This window comes from Legionella saoudiensis, assembly GCF_001465875.1.
Taxonomy (GTDB): Bacteria; Pseudomonadota; Gammaproteobacteria; order Legionellales; family Legionellaceae; genus Legionella; species Legionella saoudiensis.
Genome location: NZ_LN901324.1, coordinates 917,716 through 943,322, shown reverse-complemented (window position 1 = coordinate 943,322; position 25,607 = coordinate 917,716). Strand labels below are relative to the sequence as shown.

Here is a 25,607-nt window from a genome sequence, read left to right as displayed (position 1 = left end):
TTGTGCACTGCCGCATAGGGAGAAATAATGAAAAACATTCACTTTGATCAAAAAATATTTAGTAATATGGAATTTCCATTACAAAAATTAATGGAACTGAATATCAAAACGATGCAAGGCTTTTCTTATATGAAACCTGGTGAGCTTTTTAACATAAAAAAACCAGAGGAATTATTAGAGAAAAATATGAATATGTTTATTCGTAACAGTCATATGGCTCTTGATTATATGCGTAATACTTTTAATATTTTGGAAAACCATTGGATAAAAGTGTCTCATCGCACTGAAGATACTGCGAGAGAAGTAGCAAAACAAGCAACTTCAACAGCAAGACAAGTAACTTCAACAGTAAAGCAAGCAGCTCCAACAGCGAAGCAAGCAAGTTCAACAGCTAAAAAAACAGAAAAAAAAGCTACTAAACCTGCTGCTGCTAAGAAAACTGCTGCTCATACTAAATCTGCTGCTAAAGCAAGCACCAAAACTGTTGCGAAAGCAGGCGAGAAGACGAGTGCAAAAAAGGCTGCTAAACCTGCAGTTCAGCACAGCAAGCCATCCATGTCGCATACTAATACTGCAGCACATACTGCACATACTGCAAAGCAAGAACCACATGCTGCTGATGAGAAAGCCAAACATCATCAAGTAGAACATAAAGAACATGGCCATGCTGCTTCAAAAGTAAGCCCCATGCATGACAAAGGACATGGGTTACTTAATAAGGGAAGAAATTTTCCTAGCTAAGCCATAATGCCTTTGGACCTGTAATTTGGGCTATGGGCCCAATGGTCTGGCTTTAGGCTTTTGTAAGGCACGTCATCCCGAGCATCGTGGAGGGATGACGTCTTTTTATGGGTCTAATCCTGAACTAAATTTAATCAAGCTACAAGGATGTACCTGCCATAGTATTATTCTGCTCAGGTTGATTTGCTTGTTGTGCATAAAACCTGCGATAAAACTGTGGATCTTCTTCGTAAAGAAGTCTCAAGTGTCGCCGGCGAATAACCTCCGCAAGCTCCTCCGGTGTACCGTCTTGCCAATAAGTGTTCTTAAAATGACAATATATGCTTTCAATTAACATTGGACCACAACTGGACGCGTCATCCTGGATTAATGCTTTATCATAATGATTTAATGTAGGGCGCATCAATGCCTGGTTATGATTTCGTAAGGCTTGGGCTACTTCCATTAGTATATTGCCCTGCAATTCCTCGTCATATTCATAATTGAGAACATTATTATAATAAGTAACCTGTGGCGCTTGCCCATGTTTGATTTGTATTCGAATACCCACCCAGTGATGATTATGTATAATAGGAATAATGATATTTTGCTCTTCTTGGCTATTTAGGGCTAGGCGTCCTTCATCACCATCAAAATATTGATTTAAAACATCCAATACTCTATTTCCTCTAGCGTTATCTCTCATATCCGCAGTGGTTAAAACTGTTATTTTCGGAATATTAAGTTGCTGATGTAGCGTGTTGAGACGCAGACGCATAATCCGGTTCATGTCCTCAGTTTCATAATGATATCGATTATTTACCACCAGACGTTGGGGCCTAGGTGTAAACATACGCTGAGGCATCAATGGAGCTGGTCTTGCGACTTCGACCGGACGTATTACTGGTTGACTAGGGCGCTCTTGTGTTAGTTGAGCTCTAGCCGCGTTTATTTGTAGAGTTACCTCCTTTTCAGTAATTAAAGCCCTAAGTACTTTACGGTGATCACGAAGACGATGAAACTCAATAGCTCTATCAAAAAGTTGCGTTTGTAATACACTAATCTGCTCTCGCTGTTCTGGATGGTTTGCTGCTCGGGCCCCCAGGTTTCTAGTAAGGCGTATTAAGGCTTCGCTGTCTGTATAAAGTTCTAGGCTAATTAAGTCAGATATATAACGTTCTAGTTCTTGAATAGGTAAATAAAGAAGAATAGGTTGCAACGAGTTATTAATTGCCAATTGATAACGTGCATGGTTGGAGCATGCACGTAAAAGCAGTTCAAAATAGGATGCGGTCGCTTGGCTTATCAAGATACGTAATGCCTGCTCTTCTGTTTCCTCCAATAGTTGAGCAACTGCTGTATTCGCTGCCAATTGTTCCTTACTCAGCGCTAGAGAACCAGGCTTATTAGTGCGGGTGCTTGATGTAGAAGAACCGGAAAAAGAATGAGGGCGAATTGGAAAGTTTATGTCCAGCAAAACGGCAAGTTGATGCATATTTTTATCAGCAATTGCTTTAAATAAGGCATTGTTCCTATACGCAATTCGCCAGCTTTCAGGGCGATCCACCGACTCATTACGTGAAGGTGCTTGAGTAAGAGGTGCTCTTAGTGTAGATGGTCTTTGTATATTTTGAGCGGGCCTTCTTGGTGCTCCAGGCACAGTAGTTCTAATCGGGCGTATTGTTCTTGTTGATTGGCCATTCTGAATTGTTGTTTCAGTAACGGGCCTTGCCTGTGGTGCTTGATGTCGAACAGAGTCGGATTCAGCCATTACAACCTCCCGCTCTGGCTGTATTGGTTCTGCTTCTCTTCGCGTCGCAGGGATTCCTAATTTAGCTCGTAGCGATTTAGCCCAGTTGCAGTTAGGGTTGCGCTCTAATAGATTAAGATTTTTATGCAGTTGTTCTTGCTCTTCTTCATTAAAGTCATTAAATGAAAATTTGCTCAAAGATAGCATACTTTCAAAATAGCTGTTTAGCGGCTCAATACCATACACTTCCTGCAACTGAACAAACCAATGGCAATACTTAATAAACTCTTGAGACTGTATGGATGCTTTGCTCTCAAAAAGTGGATGTAATAATTGCCGTAATTGCTCAGGCTGACAGCGTAGGAATGCTCTAAGCTCCACCAGTCCAAACAGTATATTTTGAGCATATGGGGAATCTATTCTAGAAAACAATGTCTTATGCAGGATGACGTCTAATCCGTTAATTTTTTTAATATCTAGATTATTGGTTTGCACTAAGAAGACAAGCGCTGTAAAAATTAAACCCACGTGATGTGGATTTGGGTAGAGTGTTTGCAGAAATCTATCAATAAGTTTTTGTAGTAATTGTGGCGCAATGGTCTCTTTCAAGAATCCTTTTTGTGCCAATAGGCCAGCAGTTGAAATGATATGGGCAATCACTAAGGGGGGGAGTTTGATTTGCTGAAAAACAATAATGAATCGGAAAAAATCAATAGTTCCTCGCATATGATTACCTAGGACTAATTGAGATAAAACAGAATGAATCCAGCTGATAGTTTCTATTGCTGGTTCCTTGGCCCAACAATGCAATAATAGTGTCTGAATGGCATGAGCATCGAAAGTCCCATAAAGTTGTTTGTTACTTAATAGCAATTGTAAGCCGAAGGGTTTTTTGAACACATTACTTTCAGAGCGACTAATTAAGTTATTAAGTTTTTCGATAATTGGCTGTATTAAAGAAATATCAAGTGGCATTGTGAGGCGGTTAGCTTTTGCAATGTGTGCTAAGAAGTTGATTATTCGGGCTATTGCATCATCGTATGGTGTATTAGTAGAACCAAGCCGTTGCAAGATTTGATTTATTACCTCTGTTTTAATCGGTACTGTCAGGTAAGTAGATACCGCTAACTCTTTAAGACCAACAAGACAAAAAATCATCGAGGCGTCACTTATATGTTGGAATTGGAGTACTTGGCTGATAAGATTTTCTAAGATAGAGGTTGAAATTGAGTCATTAAGCTGAATATGTTTATTTTTGGCGAGTAGGGCAAGTCCTTCAAGCACTCTTGCTATTATAATAGCCTCATCTGTAGTTTCTTTTTCTAAGTAGTTAAGAATAATGGATAATTCTTTAGCTGGTAATGGGGTATTTGAAGCTTGCGAAAGCTGCCCTAAATTAAAAATTAAATAAGAAAGTGTTTTGTTAATCTCTAACCGATTGCCATCAATTGCTTCTTTTTGCTTTATCCATTCATCAAAATAGGGGATTGCATCTGCGAATGAGCGAAAAACATCATCTACATAGCGGCAAAACTTATCGTGTTCTTCCTGATAGAAATGGCTTTGTAATCTTTTATCTTCAGATAAAATATATAAGCGTTCGCGAAGTTGCTCAAAGGGATTTTCCTTGAAATTTTCATCATCACCTAATGCGGATATGTGCCTGGAGTCTAATTCAGTACTAGATCCAGTTTTCCTTCTTTTGTTTTGTCGGGCGCCATATTCGTCGTCATTTTCATAGTCACGTTTATTTTTAGTCATAATTCATCTTCTTCTTATGGTTTTAAGCGTATGATTCCTGCTTATGCGGGAATAGAATTTGTGCAGATGCACCAAACGTTAGGTTAAGCTCATACTGCTGTTGGTATTTCGTTCAGGTTGCTCCGCTTGATGTGCATAGAATCTTTGATAAAACTGCGGCATCTTTGCTTTCTAGAAGTTTTAATTGATGTCTGCGAATTTTTTCAGCAAGCACTTCAGGATCTTGAGTTTGTCTCCCAGTCTTTAAAGTGATTGACTGCATCTTCAATGAGTCGAAAAGCTCGTCTACATTCCTATAGACTTCGGTGGTTTCATTACCCGGTTTTTTATTTTTTGATAAAACGTATAAGTGATGTTGAAATTTAAAAAAAGGATTGTTTCTTAGAGTTTCAATAACTTCCGAGGAAGACCGCCTGGCATGAGGATCTTGGCTATATCCCGATCTTGTTATTTTGGTATGGGATTCTCCAGGAATCAGTACATCATATTCATCATCATAGCCATTTACATATTTGCGATCACGTTTCATCATAATCAATTTCTTCAAATAGAATAAAAGTAATCGGCTATGGTATATCAAGGTTTAAAATTATTCAATCTGATCGCATGATGATGACAACGTGTCATTAGTTTTCTTTTTGTGATTTTTTAAATTCTTTTGTTAAAGCATATAATAAAGTAGGGTATTTAAAATCAAATTGGTTTTTTGTAAGTCGCCCAGGAATAACGGATTGCCCTGATAAAAGTAACTCAGTACCCATCTGACCTAAAAGTAACTGAATTAGCCATGCAGGGATATGAAGAAATGTGGGTTTTTTTAATACTTCCGCAAGGGTTTTATTAAATGTTTTTTGCGAGACTAATTCGGGGGCTACTAAGTTTACGGGCCCGGTAATTTCAGGATGAGCGATAAGAAACAAAATGGCATTGACTAAATCACTATGATCAATCCAAGCAAGGGGTTGCTTTCCTGTACCAATCACAGCCCCCATTCCAAAACGCGCAGGTAGTTCCAGCTTTTTTAACATACCTTCGCCTTGTTTGAGCACGACACCAAAGCGCATAATGGTCACGGGTATTTCGTATTGTGTTCCTTGAAGTGCCGTTTGTTCCCATTGGCTAACCAAATGATTGGAAAAACTGTTTTCTTGCGAGTTAAGATTACTTTCTTCGGTATAAGCTTCAGAGGAATTGACTAGTTTTTTTTGTAATCCATAAATACCAATAGCACTGGCATTATATAAATGAGGCTTTTTCGAAGCATTTTTAGCCCATAGAACAAATTGTTTGGTGGAGTCAATGCGGCTGGATAATAATCTATTTTTGATTTTAGAAGACCAGCGATGATCTGAAATATTTTCACCTGTGAGATTAATTATCGCATCAAATTCTTCAGGATTTAATAGCGGTACTTCATTCCAGGTAATTGCTTGAACATGATTATTAAATGCTTTATTAATCTTCTCTTTATCGCGGCCAACAACCCATAAATCATGTTGAGCAGCCAATAATTCGGCAATTAAGGAGCGCCCAACTAATCCTGTTCCACCACCAATAATGATTTTCATAAATTGCATTCCTTTAAAATCATGTCGTGTACTTGAGAGGTAATGATATAATAATTTCCTGGTCAAAAAAACAAAAACAAAGATGGCAAAACTCTATTTTTATTTTGCAGCGATGAATGCAGGGAAAAGCACTGTACTCTTACAATCGAGTTATAATTATCGCGAGCGTGGAATGCAAACTTTACTGTTTACCCCGGCAATTGATGATCGTTACCAATCAGGTATCGTTCATTCACGTATTGGCTTATCTGAGGAGGCGCTTATTTTTAACGCTTCTGATGATTTATATAAATTGGTACTAAGTTTACAACAAAAGTATGCATGTATTTTAATTGATGAAGCGCAATTTTTAACGCGTGATCAAGTTTATCAATTAACAGAAATTAGCGATAAATTAAATATTCCTGTTTTAGCTTATGGCTTGCGCACTGATTTTCGTGGTGAGTTATTTGAAGGCAGCCAATACTTACTTGCTTGGGCTGATGAGCTTATTGAAATTAAAACAATTTGTCATTGCGGGCGTAAAGCGACTATGATTTTGCGACTCAATGAGCAGGGAGAAGCGATTACTGAGGGCGAGCAGGTGTTAATTGGTGGAAATAACGTATACTCGTCTACTTGCCGTAAGCATTTTAAAGAGCGCCAACCTCATGCCCATATAAAAATTCATGAAGAATTAACCACTTAAGTTACTATTTTAGGAGCGCTATGAAAGCACAAACTATATCATCTTTTGGTGACTATTCCGTTTTTAAAACAGAGGAAGTTTCTATTCCTGAAGTTAAAGCAGGTTATGTATTAGTTCGCGTTAAAGCAACGAGTGTCAATCCTGTCGATTGTAAGGTGCGCTCAGGGGCGTATGGGCAGATTGCTCCTGCATTTCCGGCAATTTTGCATGGGGATATGGCTGGCGTGATAGAGGAGGTTGGGGAGGGCGTTACGGCATTCTCGGTGGGGGATGAAGTTTATGGCTTTGCGGGTGGCTTTACCAATGAGGCGGGTGCTTTGGCTGAGTATATGCTGGTGGATGCACGCTTAATCGCGAATAAGCCTAAATCGATAGACATGTTACAAGCAGCGGCATTGCCTTTAGTATCCATTACTGTTTGGGAAGCTTTATTTGAAAAAGTTAGAGTTACTTTTGGACAAAAGGTATTAATTCACGCAGGCACTGGCGGCGTTGGGCACATTGCAATCCAGTTGGCTAAATGGGCTGGGGCGGAGGTATATGCAACAGTTTCTTCTCCTACCAAATCAGAAATAGCCAGGGCTTTAGGCGCAAAAGAAACAATCGATTACAAAAAAGAGTCGGTTGAGGATTATGTAGCGCGCTTGACGGATGGGAAAGGCTTTGATGTGGTTTTTGACACGGTGGGTGGTGATAATATAGATAAATCAATCGCTGCAGTCGCCATGTATGGAAATGTGATTAGCATTCAAGCCAAAATGCCCCATGATTTAACCCCCTTACATGCGCGCTCTGCAAGTTTTCATGCCGTATTTATATTATTGCCCTTATTAAATAATATTCAGCGTGAACGCCATGGCAGGATTCTAAAGGCCATTGCCACTTTAGTAGATAACGGCGATTTAAAGCCGCTTATTGATTTACATCAATTTTCTTTAGAAAATATAGGTGAGGCGCATAAATTAATGGAGTCTGGAAAGGCTATAGGCAAGATAGTGGTCGAAATTTAATAAATAAATTAATGATCACACAGGGCGCAGGGCAAGCCTGCGCCTTTAATTATGCTTTTAATCGATTTTCCATACAACTTTCTTCATCTTTATAGATTTTTATAGCAAAAGTATTTTGGGGATAATGAGTTTTTTCGCGCATATCTTTTAAGCTAGTGAAAAAGTTATATACCCAACGACTATCTTGATAAGCTGCTGCCAATCTACCTGATGTGGTCCCTGCATCTCGCTCAAGGAATCCTTTTTTTCGTTCCGAATTGGCTATGTTTACCATGGCATGAATGGGATTAGATGCATCTCTCTTTACAAGACAAACGCCTTGGTTTAATCCGATATCTTTAAACTCACAGTCAATGATATTAAATTCCTTTTTAGTATTTAATGCTTGAATAATTAATTGAATATCAGCAACCTGTGTACCTACTCTAATTTCAAAAACTTCTTTTTTACTGTTATAAGTAATTTTTACATTATGCTTGTTTAATGTATCATCATGCAAATGAAGGGTATCAAGTATTGACTGCATTATTTTTTGCTTATTTTTTGTATTATCACAGGATAGCTGAATCAAATACATTACATTGAGCTTCGTTTTGGGCTCGAATTCTGACTCGAAATTGGTTACATCATTTCCCATCGCAATAACATGTTCTGTAGAAGCTAAGCAAGAGACAGGTAAGGTAGGCGCCTGATCGTTTCTAGAAAGTTCGCTACAGGCTTTCATTCTTCGTTTTTTTAACATAGAAGTATTTATGGAAATTTTTTTGCCATAAAAACCATAGGTTGAATAACCTGCTTCAACCGCGGTATTTGCTGGCGTAGTATTATGCGCTCTCATAAAACTATCGATTTTTTTCTGTTGACCCTTATCTTCAATTAATAAAATTTTGCCGTCTGTTTCTTTATAATAATTTTTTTCATAGCTATGTGATTCAAGTTTTCTTTTCATGGTGTTTAGTAATGCCGATTGTTCATATTGTGTGCAAATTATATTGGATAAAAATTAAGCTTTTATTAAATGAAATGTAAATTTATATAATATCTATCCATTGCCAATATTTGCTTTTTTTAACAGGAAGGGCTAAATTTAAGTCTGTAGTAAAAAATTTAACCTTATTTATCTTATGGAGAAAGGAAATGTCCAAAGACAATAAATTCAAGAATGAATCACAAGATGCTCGCCGCCATGACCAGCAACATGCTTCTCATAATCAAGATAAAATGAAAAAGCATGCTGATAAATCAAAATCAGATAAAAGAAAATAAGGCTTAAGCCTGGTTGCTTACAAGCGGAATTAATTTCGCGAGATATGTTTAATTGCCCCCGTCATTGATGTGCTATGGGCAGTAATTCAGGCTCTATGCCACGCACCCTGGGTGGCTTTGTCACTACGTTTCTGGCAATGACGGATTAGAATTGCGCGATTACCCCAATTAAAATTCGTTGATTGATGGAGGTTAAATAGGGTACCCGTCATTGCGAACGAAGTGAAGCAACCCAGAGTTTCGAGCCTCGATCAACCAGCAGCAACTTTTCGTGAACGCTTATGATTGTTTTATCTTTTTGCACTAAACGGGGCAATAAGAGGCTCCCAATTCAGCTAGCTACGACCCAAACCAGTACATGTGATATACTTAACTGGATAATTCCATTTTTCTAATGACTCATCCAGGGTTGATTTCTGTGAATATTGATAACAGTCTTGCATGGGCCCATCCAATAGTACAAGAGTGGTTCTTAGAAAAATTTGGCTCAGCAACAGAACCGCAAAAACAAGGGTGGCCCTTCATTCGCTCGGGGCGTAATACTCTCATTTCGGCCCCAACCGGCTCGGGAAAAACTTTTGCCGCTTTTTTAGCGTGTATTGATCAACTAGTGCGTCAAGCGCTTAGCGGCCAGCTACATCACGAAACGGAAGTGCTTTATATTTCTCCATTAAAAGCGTTAGGCAATGACGTACAAAAAAACCTAATGGGGCCTTTAGAAGAAATTATGACTCTTGCTAAAAAGCAAGGTTTAATCATGGCTGAAATTAATGTGCTCGTGCGTACTGGCGACACATCTCCCAAAGAGCGTCAAGCAATGCTCAAACATCCACCTCATGTTTTGGTCACAACTCCTGAATCCCTTTATATTTTGCTCACGGCAGGCAAAAGCCGGGAAATTTTACGTACTATTAAAACGGTTATTGTCGATGAAATTCATGCCCTAGCTGATGATAAACGTGGGGCGCATTTGGCTTTATCACTAGAGCGCTTGGAAGCCTTAACCTTCCATCCACCCTTACGTATAGGTTTATCGGCAACTCAAAAACCCCTGGATTTAGTCGCTAATTTTTTAGTAGGTAACAATCGATCTCAACCCGCAATTATCAATATAGGACATGCCAAGCATGTAGAGCTTCATGTAGAAATCCCACGCAGCGAGCTAGGCTCAGTGGCCTCTAATCAAATTTGGGATGAAATTTACGATCGCATTGCTGAATTGGCGCAACAAAACCGTTCAACCTTAATTTTTGCTAATACACGCCGGGTCGCGGAACGCGCAGCCCATCATCTAGCAGAGCGTCTAGGGAAAGATTTAGTCGTCGCACATCATGGAAGCTTATCCAAAAAGTTACGCTTGTCTGCAGAAACGCGATTAAAAAATGGCGAGCTGAAAGCCTTGGTGGCAACAGCATCCTTAGAATTAGGAATTGATATTGGCTCAGTAGATTTAGTATGTCAACTGGGTTCTCCACGCTCCATTGCTGTAATGTTACAACGAGTGGGGCGAGCAGGCCATTGGCGTGGTGCGATTTCAAAGGGCCGTATTTTTGCTACTACGCGTGATGAGTTATTCGAGTGCGCAGCGATTGTAAATGCTATTTTGGAAGGGGATTTAGACCAGTTAGTTATCCCCCAACAACCAATGGACATCTTAGCACAGCAAATTGTTGCCACCTGTGCCACTGAGGATTGGCAAGCGGATGAGCTATTTTCTTTAATGCGTAGGGCATTTCATTATAAGGACTTATCACGGAAGCAGTTTGATGCAGTGGTTCAGATGCTAAGTGAAGGAATTTCTGGGATGCGTGGTCGCTATGGCGCTTATCTGTTCCATGACAGGGTAAACCATCTATTGAAAGCGCGCCGAGGTAGTCGTTTAATTGCCATAACCAGTGGCGGCTCTATTCCGGATAATGGTTTATTTACAGTAAAAGCAGAAGAGTCTGGAGGCGTGGTGGGCACTCTAGACGAGGATTTTGCTGTAGAAAGTCATCGAGGTGACATTATTCTACTTGGAAGTACTTCCTGGAGAATTAACCGGATTGAAAACACGAAAGGGCAAGTTTTTGTCGAAGATGCCCATGGCGCTTCGCCCACCGTGCCATTCTGGCGCGGAGAGGCTCCGGAACGTACCGCGGAGCTTTCATTGCGTGTTTCTAATTTGCGTGAATGGCTTAGTTCTAATTTAACGAGTTCAGAGGATTCATTGTTAGAAATGAAGCAATGGCTTATCAATACTTGTCATGTTGATGAGCTCGGAGCGCAACAAATTATTGACTATATTTTACAAGGCCGTGCCTTGCTTGGCGCCGTCCCTACCCAGCAACGAATTATCGCAGAGCGCTTTTTTGATGAGTCAGGAGGAATGCAATTGGTGATTCATGCTCCTTTTGGGGCACGTATTAATAAGGCCTGGGGGTTAGCATTAAGAAAATGTTTTTGTCGTTCTTTTAACGTAGAATTACAAGCAGCCGCTACAGATAATGGCATTAATATTTCTTTGACGGAGCAGCATAGCTTTCCTTTAGCAGATGTATTTGCATTCCTCAGTCCCCAGACTGCCAGAGGTATAGTGGAAAAAGCAGTATTGCAATCTCCCTTGTTTCCCACTCGTTGGCGTTGGGATGCGGGCAGAGCCTTAGCTTTAGTGCGTTTTAGTAATGGACGCAAAGTTCCGCCTTATCTCATGCGTATGCGAGCAGAGGATTTGTTAGCGGCCGTTTTTCCGGCTGCAGTGGCGTGCCAGGATAATGTAGATATTGATGACATTGAATTACCCGATCATCCCTTAATTAATGAAGCAATGAAGGATTCGTTAACGGAAGCTTTGAATATTGATGGCCTTTTGGAGCTTTTAACTAAAATAAAAAATAAAGAGATTCAATGCATTGCTGTTGATACCACTGTACCCTCGGTTTTTGCCCATGAAATTTTAAATGCTAACCCCTATGCCTTTTTAGATGATGCACCTTTAGAGGAGCGGCGTTCATGGGCAGTGGAAATGAGGCAGACTTTGCCTGCGAGCTTGGCTAGTAAGTTAGGAAAGCTTGATCCGGAGGTAATTAATGAGGTGCGGCAACAGGCTTGGCCTGATGTTCGCAATGCCGATGAACTACAGGATTTATTGCAGAGCGTAATTGCTTTTCCTGCAAATTATGAACCCTACCTTGCGGCTACTAATTTATGGCAAAAGTTTATGGATGAACTAGTGGCTTCCGGTCGAGCCGGTATTGCCTTTGTTGGGAATCGGGTATTTTGGTTCGCAGTAGATAAGGCAAAAACCTTTACCCTGATTTTTCCTGATGCATTGATTCAACATACCCTACAGGACATAGAAAATAACCCTTTAGAGCGCGATGAAGGAATTTTTCATTTAGTTCAAGGCTGGATATATCATGTAGGGCCTACTACTGCGTTCTTATTAAGTCAATCTTTAGCGTTACCCGAGCCCACTATTCAGCAAGTATTAGTTCGCCTTGAGGCTTCCGGGCTTATTTTACGGGGTAGCTATACCGGTGAATCGTTGCAGCAAGAATGGTGTGAGCGTCGTTTATTGGCGCGAATTCATCGTTTAACTTTAGCTAAGTTGCGCCAGGAAATTGAACCCATAACCGCAGAGCAATTTGTTCGCTGGTTATTAACTTGGCAGCATATTGCCCCAGGAACACAGTTACAAGGTGAGCAAGGTTTACTGGCTATTATTGAACAATTGCAAGGTTTTGAAATTCCGGCTAAGGCCTGGGAGCCACTTATTTTTTCAAAGCGTGTGAAAAATTATGATTCCTCACTATTGGATAAATTATGTATGATGGGTATTGTCGGGTGGGGGCGTTTATCTACTACCTCAGAGACTGCTGATAATGACCCCAAACGCGTAGTACCAACCAGCATTGCGCCGGTAACTTTTTTCTTACGTAAAGATTCTTCTTGGATGAATGAGATCAAGAAGGGTTTAGACGAAGAGGCTTTAGCTGGTTTAAGTCACATTGCTAAGGATATTTATTTTTATTTGTTGCAGCACGGTGCATCCTTTTTTATGGACATTACGGAAGAGGTGCATCATCTTAAGTCTGAAGTAGAAATGGGGTTATGGGAATTAGTTGCTGCAGGGCTTGCAACGGCCGATCTTTTTGATAATTTACGCTCATTAATTGATCCTAAGCGACGCTTAATTAAAAAAAGGCGCAGGATCAATCCTCATTTGTACAGTTCAGGTCGTTGGTTTTTATTGAAAAAAAATGTAGGCTCATTTACACCAGAGCAGGTAGAGGCAGTCTGTTGGATTTTACTTAAACGCTATGGGGTGGTTTTCCGTGATCTTCTGATCCGTGAAAAAAATATTCCCCGCTGGCGTGAGTTGCATGCGGTATTAAAAACTCTGGAAGAGCGAGGCGAAATAAGGGGTGGGCGTTTTGTGAAAGGATTTTTAGGCGAGCAATTTGCTTTACCCTATGCTGTTGAGTCGTTACGCGCCTTTAAAAATAAAGAAATAGAACATGAGCCGGTTTCTGTTGCTGCGGTTGACCCCTTAAATGTTTCTGGATTTATTTTGCCCGGACCTCGTGTTTCTGCAATTTCTGGTGGAATAGTTGTTTTTTAAATATTAGGATATTCGTTATGGAACAAAGACAGATAGGCAAAAATGGGCCTTGGGTGAGCCCTATAGGGCTTGGTTGTATGGGAATGTCGATATCCTATGGACCTGTAGATGACATACAATCTATGCAAGTCATTCACCGAGCGCTAGAGTTAGGGGTAAGTCTTCTGGATACGGCTGATATGTATGGCTGGGGTCATAATGAGGAGCTCATTGCTAAGGCCATAAAAGGGAAGCGTGATCGTATTATTTTGGCAACAAAAGTGGGATTTACTAAACAAGAGCAGGGTGGGCCACGAGACTACATTATTAATGGTTCGCCTGCTTATATTAAAAAAGCCTGTGAAGCTAGTTTAACGCGCTTGGGAACGGAGGCCATTGATTTATATTATTTACATCGGGTGGATAAGCAAACTCCTATAGAGGACTCTATCTCTGCCATGGCTGAGTTAGTAAAGGAAGGTAAGATTCGCTATATTGGTATTTCTGAGGTAAAACCTGATACCATTCGACGAGCTGCCCAAGTTCATCCTATTGCTGCGGTACAAACGGAATATTCATTATGGGAACGAAATCCAGAACATGAAATTATACCTACTTGCCAGGAGCTGGGAATTGGTTTTGTGGCTTATAGCCCTTTAGGTCGAGGTTTTTTAACAGGTGCCATAGCCAATATGTCTCAATTAGCTGCTGATGATTTTCGCCATCTGTTACCCCGTTTCCAAGAAGGAAATTTTGAAAAAAATCAAATGATTATTGGAAAATTGAAAGAGCTTGCAGCGGCAAAACAATGCAGTTTAAGCCAGTTAGCTTTGGCTTGGATTTTGGCTCAACCCAGTAAGATTATCCCAATTCCAGGAACAAAGCGTTTAAATTATCTGGAGGATAATTTAGGAGCGCTTGAGGTGGCATTATCGGAAGAGGATTTGCAATTATTAGAGCGATTGATTCCTGCAAATGCAGTTAAAGGGGATAAATACCCGGATGCATTTAAACGAGAGGCATGAGTTGATTGGAAGCTTGGCGCGCTGAAAGACGCAGCGCTAATACGGGCTACAGAGTATGTTTTTCTCATAAAAATAAGATGAGCAGGAATTTGGGAGTGATAAAATGTCTTTATTTAAACGATTTAAAAAATTTTACCGTGCATCAGCAGAGAATAGAATTCAAGTCCATGTTTTTTTAGGATTTGTAATTATCCCTATTATTGGAATGACTCTATTGTATATTTTTGTGCGAACGTTTTGGTTGTAGGTATTGTTTAGATTCGTCATTATGGACGAAGCGAAGAGCCCAGGACTCCCTATAATTCGAACTCCTGGGTTGCTTCATCACGACGCTCTTCGCAAGGAATAATGGCAGATTAAAACTCAATTTTAAATTTTAAACTTCCCTGCGCTACGCCAATTTTTATGAACCTACAGTTTCAAATAGGAACCAAACTCTTCGTTCAGTCTCGTCAATATAATTTTCTAAAAGACTTGTTGTTGCTACATCATTTTTGTCGCTGCAAGTTTCGTGAGCCTCACGCATGCGGGCTAAAAAGTTTTTATTTTCCAGCATCAAATCATGCAACATTTCTTCAGCAGAGAGTACTGAATTAACGTCTTTAACATGTTGTAATTCTTTAATTTGACCGATTGAATGAATGGTTTCTTCACCTAGCTTGCGTACACGCTCAGCTAATACGTCAATCATTGCAAAAATCTGATCGCTTTGCTCATCAAGTAATAAATGGTAATCACGGAAATGACGGCCAGACATATGCCAATGATAATTCTTGGTTTTAACATACAAGGCAAAAGTGTCTGCTACAAGTGGGTTAATTACTTGGGCAATTATGCGCCGATCTTTGGGGGCAAGATCATTAGGTGTCGCAAGTTTAATTGATTCCATTTTTTTCATGTTAACCTCGTATAAGTGGTTTATGTCAACGTCCTTATCAGATCGCCTGTATAATATACAAGTACACTATAAAGTGTAGACTAATAAATGAAAAGAATGGAGGCTTTTTTCGGTGTAGCCCTGATTGCGTGCAACCAGGACTTCATTAATTTTGTAAATTGTTTATTAACCAAAGGAAAACCTGATTGCAGGCAATCAGGTAACTTTTTTTATTTTCCAGGTGTTACTGTAATTACCGAAGCAGCTCCACGAGCAAAAGTATTTGGATCATACATTGATTCAGCAAATACTGGAGGAACGGTATATTTGCCAATATTTACCGCTTTAATTTTATAAACTAATTCCGTTGCGGTACTACTTAACCCTCCAAAGAAATTAACTCGATCTTCGCGTATATCGAAATAATCCATATTATTGAGTTTTACGGAGTCATGTACCACTTCAAATCCACCTGGCAGCAAGTCTTCAATGGCAATATTGGTTAAATAATCTGCCTCTAAAGAGCGAACTTGAATGTGAACTACAATTTCACTACCTAATGTAGTTGTCGTAATAGCATGACCCTGAGCATCGCGATATTCTCTAAAGATTTCAATACCTGATTTTTCAGCCTCTTTAGGTAGAATAGTGTTAAATCCTGATTGGATGAGCTGATAAAAGAACAGCTCTTTACCGGGATTTTCAAAGCGAATTTGCTTCGTGTCTGTACCTAGAGAAGCTTTTTGGTAGTTAGCATTATTAACCGGTACAGGAACTTGCTCCTTATTGGCCAATATTTTGGTCATAGATAAGCTAGAGGATGCATTAATTGCAGTATTTTGAGGATAAGCTCCCAAAGCCAGGCTGACATAGCCTGACAATACTGTATTAATTTCATTATTATTGATGGCTTGAATTAAGCGCATTAACACCGTATCACTCACCTGAGGCAATAGATTGGGAAAATGCTTAGCCACAATATAAAGATATTGTGCATCGGCAATATTGCTGTCATAAAAGTCGGTATCAGAAGACAGATTAAGTTGCGGTTTGTATTGGCCAATCAGTTGATTTGCTTCTTCGTGACTTTGTAGCAATTGATAGGCACCTGCAAGATAAACTGCGGTAAGGTCATTCCTCCACTGCTTCGCGTAGTTTTGCTCTAAATACAATTGTAAATTCGTAATGTAATTTGTTGTCACAATTTCATTACGTGTCAAAATATAGATTGCATAAGCCTGAATTCGTGCTGCGTCCAAATCAGCAACATTTTGACTTGCCAGTGTTTTTAAGTAGTTAATGCCATTAAAGAAGAGATCATTAGGTACGGTAAATCCTTGAGCTCTTGCCTCAGTTAAGAAATGCATTGCATAAACCGAAGCAAAATCATTTCCTTGGTTATCACCCAGTCCTGGCCAGTAGCTGAATCCACCGCTAGACATTTGGCGCTGGCTTAACATTTGTACAGTCGCATTTATTTTACTGGTGATTTCCTTAGTTTCACTGGCAAAACCTGTTTGGCTATTCATTGCTAATAAAGGCATAACCTTACTGGTCAATTGCTCCGTACAGCCATAAGGGTAATTATCCAGGTATCGTTGCAGACCAAATACCAGAATTAATGGGCTGGTAGAGAGTGTTGCATTGACATTGCGGTACTCAGGATAAAAGGTTTGTATAATATCTAAAGTTTTTTGGTTCTCTTTAGATTTACCACTATCAATATAAGTCATTAAAGGTGTTGCTGGTCTGACACTCAAGGTAGCACTCATGCTACTGGATTTATCTGCTGCGGTTGCCTTAAATCCAACAGTGGCTGAACCTAATAATGACTTGGCTCTTAATTTAAAACGAACAGTTTGTTCTTTACCTTCCGCAATCTCTAAGGTTTGAGAGGAAGCCCCAATCACTTCCACTTCCGGAGAGGTAGTTAAATCTACGCCGACTGAAGTGTGCTCGCCAGAACCTTTAATGTTATTGGCAATAGATGAGGATATTTCAAACTCGTCACCAGGAGCCACAAAGGTTGGCACGTTAGGATTAATGATAAAATCACCGCGAATTTCTGCAGTGGTGTCTTTAGAGCCAACTGAATCCGTTGATACGGCCACAGCCATTACTTTAATACTGCCGTTAAAATAATCTGGAACCTGATAAACAAGCTGACGTGGAGTCGTGTCTGCATCTTGAAGGCCTGACCAGAACGCTACAGGCAGATCAGTTTTACGCTTGAACGGGTTAAGACGGCTTGCCATATTATCTTCGCCATTATCCCCCCCAATCGCAGATAGCTCACGCGATTGAATAAACTGAGGAATAATCTGATCCACTGTTTGTTCTGTTAATACTTCGAGTGCTTGCTTTTGAAAGAAGAAGGCCAGTGGGTCAGGAGTTGTATAGCGAGCTACCTGTAAAATGCCTTGATCTACGGCAAAGACAATGATTTTTCCTGGTTTATCTGTGCTGTATTCAATAGTTAACGGTTCTCCAGGATGAGAAACTGTTGCCGTCTTTAAGTCAATTTTTACATTATGATTATCATGATTTACAGAGAAAGGAGCAATACTGTAGCTTAAAGGACTAATGAAGAGCTCAGGAGAGTTCCAATCACGAATAAAGGCTACGTTAATGTACCCATTTCCTTGAAAATCAGCAGGGATACGAATGGTTTGTACGGAATTGGTGGTATCAGTTTTAAACCACTGAGCGGCATAGACTTTATCTCGCTCGATGGTGATTAATCCAGAACCGGTATAGGGAGCGGTGATCTGAATTTCTATATCATCATTGGCATGATATTCAATTTTATTTAACTTAATAGATAATTCAGCATTTTTTGCTAAAGGCTGTTGGCTTGCCCCAACAATACTAAATTTTAATTGACTAAGTACGGTATCATTTTTTCCAAGAACACTTAAAGAATAATCACCAATGGTTTGAGTAGGGAGGGTATAGCTTGTACCTTGCTTACTAATCGTAAACGGGGTGGTGCTGACAATACTGGATTGGATGATGGATTGATATTGGTAGGTACCATCAGCCTTTTTAACTAGAGTTGTAACCGGATGTAAGGAAATTAACTGTATTTTTAAGTCACTTACATCGATGTTATTTAGTTCAGGGTTTACGGCAATATAGCTTACTGCACGTGCAGTATTTTGTTTGATAAATGAAAGATCACCATCTGCTTTATAGCCTACAAAATAAGGCAGGGGGCTAACTAGTGTTTGGACCTGACTAGTTACACTTCGCCCGCCATCGGCTTCAAAGCCTTCAGCAAAAAAGGTAAGTTGATAAGTTGCTTGTTCAAAACGCCCAAGATTTAAATCAAATTCAGCTTCGCCTTTATCATTGGTTTTGGTATTGGCTAAAGCTTCAGTAAATACCTTAGCAGGTTTTTTGGGATCGATTAAGGGGTCAGCAAAGACATAGTCGGGAAATTTGGAGAATTGTACTTTTTGCGGTACCAACAAAATTTTTCCGCTTATTGTTCTATTTGCCGCAGGAGCTCCATAAAGATTCCACAGGCTTACTTCACCTTTTAGGTTTGCTGGAGAACTCCAGCCTGCAGCAGGCTTAGGTGTTAAGCTGGTAGTAATGCGCATTCTATCGGGTAAAAACTCAGAAACTTTCAGAGTAGTTGAACCTAATAAATTTTGTGGATGATCATCCTTAACTAAGAATAAATTCACCGTGTATTGACCCGTAGGTGAATTTGCATTAGTAGCAAAATCAAGATCCATATAGCCTAAATCATTTAAGGTAATTTTTTCATCTTTAACGGTAGTGCCGCGCGGATCAACAATGGTAACCTGTAGAGGTAAGCCTGCGGGTTGAGTTTGAGCAAAAGTTTGTTTCACAATCATGCCAATATGGGCCGTATCTCCTGGCCTGTAAATACCACGGTCGGAGAATAGATAGGCTGTTAAACTTTGCATGTCTTGACTGTAATAAGTATAAAGCCCGCCGATGTCAAATTTAGAAAAATTGAGCTGACGATTCGTATTATTAAATGGAATAAATGAAACATCATTATTTAGTTGAGCAAGGTATACAGTAGGCTCTCTATCTTCGATGAAATCTTTTAAAGTAGGAAAGTTGGCACGCCCTTGAGCATCTGTAACCCGAGATAAAATAGGTAGGCCATTTTTACCTAAAACTGTTACGGTGGCGTTAGCTACAGGTCCTCCTTGAGTAATGGAGTTTACGAACACATCGTGACTGCCATTATTATTGTCTTTAACTAGGAGAGCAAGATCGGTAATAAGGATTAAACGACTTGCTTTGACATCCAGCGGTGAATTATGAGCGGTGTCCCATTCCGTTGCCTGTAGAAGGAATAATCCTTGAGGCCCCGAGGTATTCGCTTCTGTAGCCAGGTACTTGCTAAAGTCTAGAGCAGTATATTGCTGCTTTGCTAAGTCAGAAGTATCAAATTGCTGAATGTCACTAGAAATTTTACTGATGTTTTGCTGATTAAATGATGGGTTAATAAAGTAGGGATTATTGAAGTCACCTTGGGTTTGTGTGACCAGTTGATTTACATTGTCAGGCAGCACCCGTGCAAAGTCGAATTTAACTGCGGATACACCACGTACTAATACAGATAGCTTCTTTTCACCACCTAAGGCCAATAAAGAACCTTTATGTAAGAAACTGATTTCTCTAGGAAGTACTGGCACAGGTATTACTGCGGTGTATGCGTCATTTAGGCTGAAGTTGCCAAATCCTTTCATGCCCTTATCAATTTTAACATAGATGTAACTGGGCGTTTGTGCCTTAAATTTAAAGCTATGCAAGGTAGAATAATTTTGCTCAGTCGGCAGTGCCTCTTTGTTCAATGGAGTGGCTAAAGCTAATATATCTGGAGTTATCTCTCCAGGATTGAGCCATTGATAATTCTCTTTTGCAGGCTCTGCTGCGGTAGCAGGACGATTTTTGGGTAATAAGTAAAAATGTACTGATTTATTAAACTCGCTTTCATTAATACCTAAAGTCGTTTCAACTGTGAGAATTTGTTCAGGACGGTCTTTTTCATTACGAACAATTGAGGCTGAAGCGGAAGTTACCTTAAGGAATCCATGAGTATCAGGAATGAGTATTTTATCAGATAATTCTTTGTGTAATGTTGCCGATTTAGTTAATGAACTAACATTCTTATTCAGAGTTAAGCGTAAAAAACGAGCCACATCTTCAATGTTAATGGTATCTGAATTTAAGTAAGCAACTCGTTTGTGCTGATCATAGGTGTAGGAAAAGGGCAGCGATTGGGTGGCATTGCCTGTTTTTCCTTGAGACTGGAATGCTAAGACAGTATTTTTTTCCAGGCTTTCAGGGTTAACGGGAAAGTTAAACTCAATTGTGGCTACAGCTTTTCGCACTTCGACATGGACGGGATCTTGGTATAACTTGAATTCGGCAATTTTGGCAGTGAAAGGCAAAGTCGAGAAGGAGTAAGTATGTGATTCCATATTGGCTGTTGGCGCAAAAAAGTCAGGCGCAAACCTAATCGTATATTTTTGTCCTGCAGGCCAGTCTTCGGTAGGAACAAATGTTAATTGGCTGTCAGTGCTCCAGTTCCAGGTTCCTTGAATTGTTGGGGATATTTCAATACCTTTAGTTACGGTTTGGCCAACTAAGCTTAAAGGAGCAACGGATTTATTAATAAAGCCATTCTTATTTTTTACCCCAAAATCAATAACTAGATTCCCTGGAACCAAGGTTTCCTCATTAGGAGTAATGGCAGGTGGCGTAATTTCAGCGGTGGTGTATATTGGCTGAGGCAGATTTTTATACCAATAGGCAGCATACCCTGCAGCACAGAGTACGAGCAGAGCAAGTACACTTCCTCCCCAGAATGTTTTGGGAGAGGTTTGCGATTTATTTTTTAGATAGCTCAGCCAGGGAGGGCTATTCCAATTTAATTTGCCAAACACAGCAGAGAAAGCATTGAATATTTTTTTGCTCATAATATATCCTGGCTGTTAAGCGAGCCTTGGCTCGACGGGTATTTTTTAAGAGGAATATTGCCTATATCTGTTTTCGTGTGCCATTAGCAAATTTATTTGTTATTCCCGTCTGCTCCGGAATGACAACTCTTTAGACTAATTGGCAATGCCAAAGGGCTTTATTTCCTTTTATAAATTCTTTTCAAAATTGGCGCCATTTTACTCTTTTTGGTGCATAATAGCGAACATGAAAAAAAATTTAAAACGCTTAAGCATAATCCTTGTTTTGCTGTTTGTCAGTGGGTTTGCGCTATTATTTTTTTTGCCCAAACCGGTTTTATTGGATGGCACCAGTTTTTCTAAGGCTGTTTATGATGATCATCATCAATTATTAAGGCTGACTTTGAGTAGGGATGAGAAGTACCGCTTGTTTACTCCGTTATCTCATATTTCTAAACAATTAGTCGATGCAACCTTATTACAAGAAGATCAGTATTTCCGTTTTCACTATGGAATTAATCCCTTAGCTACAGCAAAGGCAATTTGGCAAACTTATGCCGTCAAATCTCGGCGGGTAGGCGCATCAACAATTAGTATGCAAGTAGCGCGGATGCACTATGGAATTAATTCCAAGAAAATAACAGGAAAGCTTTGGCAGATTCTTCGTGCAATTCAGATTGAGATGCATTACAGCAAAGATGAGATTTTAGAGGCATACCTAAATTTGGCCCCTTATGGTGGTAATATCGAAGGTGTTGGTGCAGCAAGTTTAGTTTATTTTGGTACTACAGTAGATAAACTCAGCTTACCTCAAGCATTAACCTTAAGTATTATTCCGCAAAATCCTGGAAAAAGAACGCCAAATAATCAGGATCTGAAAAAAATTAGAGCACATTTATTTGAACGCTGGTTAGAGCAACATCCGGAGGATAAGAATAAAAAGGTAATGTTTGATTTGCCTTTAGTGATGCAAACTAACCGCTCTCTACCTTTTGCTGCGCCACATTTTGTTAATAAAGTTTTGTCTGAGGTTTCTAAGCAGCAAGATATTGTGACCACGTTAGATTCGCGCTCACAGATTATTATCGAACGAATTACACGAAGCTATTTAGCGAGAAAAAAAGGGTTAGGGGTGCAAAACGCTGCCGTTTTATTAGTGGATACTCGCGATATGGGAGTTAAAGGCCTTATGGGATCTGCTGATTTTTTCAATCGGGAAATTGGGGGGCAGATTAATGGTACTGAAACCAAGCGCTCTCCCGGGTCTGCTTTAAAACCTTTTATTTATGGATTGGCCTTAGATCAAGGCCTGATTCATCCCAATACGGTTCTAAAAGATGTGCCTCATAGTTTTAATGGCTATAATCCAGAAAATTTTGATTATGACTTTATGGGGCCAATTAAAGCACGGGATGCTTTAGTTTTAAGTCGTAATATTCCTGCTATTTACCTTTCAAGCCTATTAAATAAGCCCTCATTGCATCAGTTGCTAGAGCAAGGACAGGTAAGCCATTTACGTTCCGAATCATATTATGGTTTATCGTTAAACCTGGGTGGGGTGGAATTGACCATGCGCGAGTTGATTGGTTTCTATGCCATGTTGGCTAATGATGGGGTTTGGTACCCTACGCGTCTGTTACAAAGTGAAACTAGGCCTAAGGGACAACGATTATTAAGTTCTGAAGCAAGTTATTTGGTTTTGGATATGTTACAAAGTACACCACATCAAGACGTAAATTACAGGAGCTGGTCGCAATTACCCGTCGCCTGGAAAACTGGAACTTCTTCGGGATATCGAGACGCGTGGAGTGTTGGGGTTTTTGGCCCCTATGCTTTGGCGGTTTGGGTGGGAAATTTTGATAATAAGGCAAATCCTGCTTTTATTGGGAAAGACATTGCCGCTCCTTTATTTTTTGAATTGGTGGATGCTCTGAAACAAGAGCGTGGTCCTTTGAAGGCTTTAGAGAAGCATCCAGAGCATATGAACCTGAAAAAGATTGAAGTATGCAGCGCTTCGGGAATGTTACCTACCCGTTTTTGCAAGGATAGGGAATGGACCTGGTTTATTCCAGGAAAATCTCCTATAAAAACGGACACCATTTATCGTGAGGTGGCGATTAATAGCAAAAATGGCCTGCGTACCTGTCATATTGATGAAAATACACGCTTTGAGGTTTTTGAGTTTTGGCCTTCTGATTTATTACAGATTTTTAAACGAGCAGGGATACAGCGACATATACCACCATTTTTTGAAGCAGATTGTAGCTTATCAGGTAATATAGGGATTACCCCCCAAATTACCTCACCGCAAGCGGGTATTAGTTATATCGTTCGTGCGAATTCGCAACAAAATAATACGATTCCCTTTACGGCAGTTACTGATGCTGGGATTGCTTACGTGTATTGGTTTATTAATGAAACCTTTGTCGCTAAGACCAAGGCAGGAAAATCATTTTTATGGCATGCCAGACCAGGAAAGTTTGTGGTAAGGGCAGTCGATGACCACGGGCTTTCTGATGCTCGAGATTTGCTGGTTCAGTTGGAGAGTTGATGGCTTATGTAAGGAAATGCTGATTCTGCATTCAAGGCTAGCTGCTTCCGTGTGAACACCAACGTTCACACAAAAGACTGCTAAACTTACCTATAGGTATGTCTTTAGGTGCGGCTATTAATGGATAAAAAATCGCAAGGATCCAAGACACGAGGGAAGCCTGTTCTTATTGATTTAGCATTACAAGGTGGCGGTGCTCATGGGGCCTATACATGGGGTGTTCTTGACCGCTTGCTTGAAGAGCCTCGGGTGAGGATAGAGGGAATTTCAGGGACTTCAGCCGGTTCAATGAATGCTGCGGTTATGGCCTGCGGCTTTACGCGAAATGGCGCAGAAGGGGCGCGTAGGGCCTTGCGGGCGTTTTGGTATCGAGTTTCTGAGGCTGCACGTTTTAGCCCTTTACAAAGAGGATGGTTGGACATAGTTTCTGGGAAGTGGACTATGGATTATTCTCCTTCTTTTCTTACTTTTCAAATGGCCAGTCAGGTGTTTTCGCCTTATGATCTTAATCCAATCGCGTTAAATCCACTGCGTGATATATTGGCTGAGAGTATTGACTTTTCCTTATTAACGCAATCCCCCATCAAATTATTTATTACGGCAACCAATGTGCGTACTGGTCGTGGTAAAGTATTTAAAAACAAAGAAATTAATGCGGATGTTTTATTGGCCTCAGCATGCTTGCCCTTAATGTTTCAAGCTATAGAAATTGATGGGGAAGCTTATTGGGATGGAGGATACACCGGCAACCCCACCATAACACCCTTGGTGCAAGAATGCGAATCCAGTGATACGGTTCTGGTGCAAATTAATCCTGTAGAGCGTCCAGGAACACCGAAAACTGCTCGTGACATTCTCAACCGCCTTAATGAGGTTGCTTTTAATGCAACGCTGATGAAGGAATTGCGGATGATCGCCTTATTACGTAAAACCATTAACCCGGACTCTGGTGAGCGGGATCGTTGGGCAAAAATGCGTATCCATCGAATTACCAGCGCGAAAATGGTCAAATTGGGCTATTCTTCCAAGCTCAATGCCGAATGGGATTTCTTACGCATGCTTTTTAAAGAAGGGCGTAAAACGGCAGATGCTTTTTTAGTGAGCCACGGTAAAGCATTGAATAAGTATTCTACTTTTGATTTGGATTCTTTTCTTTAATCGAATTAAAGTAGGAGGCAGGGAGCGATATTATGTATAAGGTAATTTTGGTTGCAATCGATGGTAGCGATATAGCCCGGGATGCCTTGCATGCAGCAGTAAATTTAGCAGAAAAAAATCATGCTAAGTTATATATTCTTCACGTAGCAGATGAAAGCTATGTTTATCGCGGTGGCCTTTGTATTGATTGCTGTACACAAATAGAGTTAATTCGAAAAGAAGGTAAAAAAATATTAACCAGCGCCAAAAAGGTTCTCGCCAAGCATCATTCAGTAGAATATGCGACGATATTAATCGAATTAAGATCAGTTCATGAACGTGTTGCTGAAATAATTATTGCACAAGCATTGGAATTAAATGCTAATGTGATAGTGGTTGGAAGTCATGGGCGTCGAGGGTTTAGCCGATTATTTCTTGGTAGCGTGGCTGAGAAAGTGCTTCGCCTTACTGATATTCCGGTATTATTGATTAAGGGTAATTCGACAGCGTAATGCTGTTGTTCTGGAGTAAAAATAATGGTTGAATGGATTATCAAATTGCTTTTAGTCATATCCGGCTCGGTAGCCAGTTGGTTTGTCGCTCGTGATGCCTTGAATTTCGCAATTGTTCAAATGGTTATAGCGGTTTTATTATTTACTGTAGTTATTTTCATTGCCGCTTTTTGGTCTACAATAAGAAACTGGTTGAAACATAAGGAATAACA

At 40.0% G+C, this 25,607-nt stretch carries 16 protein-coding genes; 10 read left to right on the top strand and 6 right to left on the bottom strand.

All coding sequences use genetic code 11. From position 1 onward, the window contains the following. Positions 1-27 precede the first annotated feature (27 nt). On the top strand, positions 28-741 hold the full coding sequence (locus BN3124_RS13050) for a hypothetical protein (protein ID WP_058535219.1): 714 nt from the start codon (positions 28-30) through the stop codon (positions 739-741). A gap of 139 nt (positions 742-880) precedes the next feature. Here the strand turns inward: BN3124_RS13050 and BN3124_RS13045 are convergent, their stop codons facing one another. The 3 genes from BN3124_RS13045 to BN3124_RS13035 form a co-directional block, all read right to left on the bottom strand. Continuing rightward, entirely contained in the window at positions 881-4,231 is a 3,351-nt protein-coding gene (locus BN3124_RS13045; protein WP_058535218.1) for a Ulp1 family isopeptidase, read from the bottom strand. A 112-nt stretch (positions 4,232-4,343) separates the two neighbouring features. Then, positions 4,344-4,763, bottom strand: coding sequence for a hypothetical protein (locus BN3124_RS13040; protein ID WP_149865268.1), 420 nt, complete (start codon positions 4,761-4,763; stop codon positions 4,344-4,346). A gap of 94 nt (positions 4,764-4,857) precedes the next feature. Next, positions 4,858-5,799, bottom strand: coding sequence for a TIGR01777 family oxidoreductase (locus BN3124_RS13035; protein WP_058535216.1), 942 nt, complete (start codon positions 5,797-5,799; stop codon positions 4,858-4,860). Between the two features lie 82 nt (positions 5,800-5,881). Here BN3124_RS13035 and BN3124_RS13030 point away from each other — a divergent pair, with 82 nt between their 5' ends. Then, entirely contained in the window at positions 5,882-6,487 is a 606-nt protein-coding gene (locus tag BN3124_RS13030; RefSeq protein WP_058535215.1) for a thymidine kinase, read from the top strand. A 20-nt stretch (positions 6,488-6,507) separates the two neighbouring features. Continuing rightward, positions 6,508-7,497, top strand: a complete 990-nt coding sequence (locus BN3124_RS13025; RefSeq protein ID WP_058535214.1) for a zinc-dependent alcohol dehydrogenase family protein — start codon at positions 6,508-6,510, stop codon at positions 7,495-7,497. 49 nt (positions 7,498-7,546) lie between these two features. On the opposite strand, the gene BN3124_RS13020 is transcribed toward BN3124_RS13025, so the two are convergent. Next, positions 7,547-8,446 carry a hypothetical protein gene (locus BN3124_RS13020; protein WP_058535213.1) on the bottom strand — a complete coding sequence of 300 codons (900 nt, stop codon included), beginning with the start codon at positions 8,444-8,446 and terminating at the stop codon, positions 7,547-7,549. A gap of 188 nt (positions 8,447-8,634) precedes the next feature. Between BN3124_RS13020 and BN3124_RS17465 the strand changes: the two genes are divergently transcribed. The 3 genes from BN3124_RS17465 to BN3124_RS13010 all read left to right on the top strand — a co-directional run bounded on the left by BN3124_RS17465 (position 8,635) and on the right by BN3124_RS13010 (position 14,370). After that, on the top strand, positions 8,635-8,763 hold the full coding sequence (locus BN3124_RS17465; protein ID WP_269057628.1) for a hypothetical protein: 129 nt from the start codon (positions 8,635-8,637) through the stop codon (positions 8,761-8,763). A gap of 418 nt (positions 8,764-9,181) precedes the next feature. Next, the gene (locus BN3124_RS13015) at positions 9,182-13,366 is read left to right on the top strand and encodes a DEAD/DEAH box helicase (protein WP_058535905.1); all 4,185 of its coding nucleotides are present in this window, start codon (positions 9,182-9,184) and stop codon (positions 13,364-13,366) included. Between the two features lie 17 nt (positions 13,367-13,383). Further along, entirely contained in the window at positions 13,384-14,370 is a 987-nt protein-coding gene (locus BN3124_RS13010) for an aldo/keto reductase (protein ID WP_058535212.1), read from the top strand. 403 nt (positions 14,371-14,773) lie between these two features. Here BN3124_RS13010 and BN3124_RS13005 read toward each other — a convergent pair whose 3' ends face one another. Both BN3124_RS13005 and BN3124_RS13000 read right to left on the bottom strand, forming a co-directional pair. Continuing rightward, positions 14,774-15,268: a Dps family protein gene (locus BN3124_RS13005; RefSeq protein ID WP_058535211.1), complete on the bottom strand. Its 495-nt coding sequence runs from the start codon at positions 15,266-15,268 to the stop codon at positions 14,774-14,776. Between the two features lie 209 nt (positions 15,269-15,477). After that, positions 15,478-21,216, bottom strand: a complete 5,739-nt coding sequence (locus BN3124_RS13000) for an alpha-2-macroglobulin (protein ID WP_058535210.1) — start codon at positions 21,214-21,216, stop codon at positions 15,478-15,480. 226 nt (positions 21,217-21,442) lie between these two features. Here BN3124_RS13000 and pbpC point away from each other — a divergent pair, with 226 nt between their 5' ends. From pbpC to BN3124_RS12980, 4 genes are all read left to right on the top strand, one after another. Continuing rightward, a complete protein-coding gene (gene pbpC, locus BN3124_RS12995) occupies positions 21,443-23,746 on the top strand; it encodes a penicillin-binding protein 1C (RefSeq protein WP_058535209.1) in 2,304 nt (767 codons plus the stop codon). Between the two features lie 120 nt (positions 23,747-23,866). Further along, positions 23,867-24,904, top strand: a complete 1,038-nt coding sequence (locus tag BN3124_RS12990; RefSeq protein WP_058535208.1) for a patatin-like phospholipase family protein — start codon at positions 23,867-23,869, stop codon at positions 24,902-24,904. A gap of 32 nt (positions 24,905-24,936) precedes the next feature. Next, positions 24,937-25,395, top strand: coding sequence for a universal stress protein (locus BN3124_RS12985; protein ID WP_058535207.1), 459 nt, complete (start codon positions 24,937-24,939; stop codon positions 25,393-25,395). A gap of 24 nt (positions 25,396-25,419) precedes the next feature. Next, positions 25,420-25,605, top strand: coding sequence for a hypothetical protein (locus BN3124_RS12980; RefSeq protein WP_058535206.1), 186 nt, complete (start codon positions 25,420-25,422; stop codon positions 25,603-25,605). Positions 25,606-25,607: the final 2 nt, after the last annotated feature.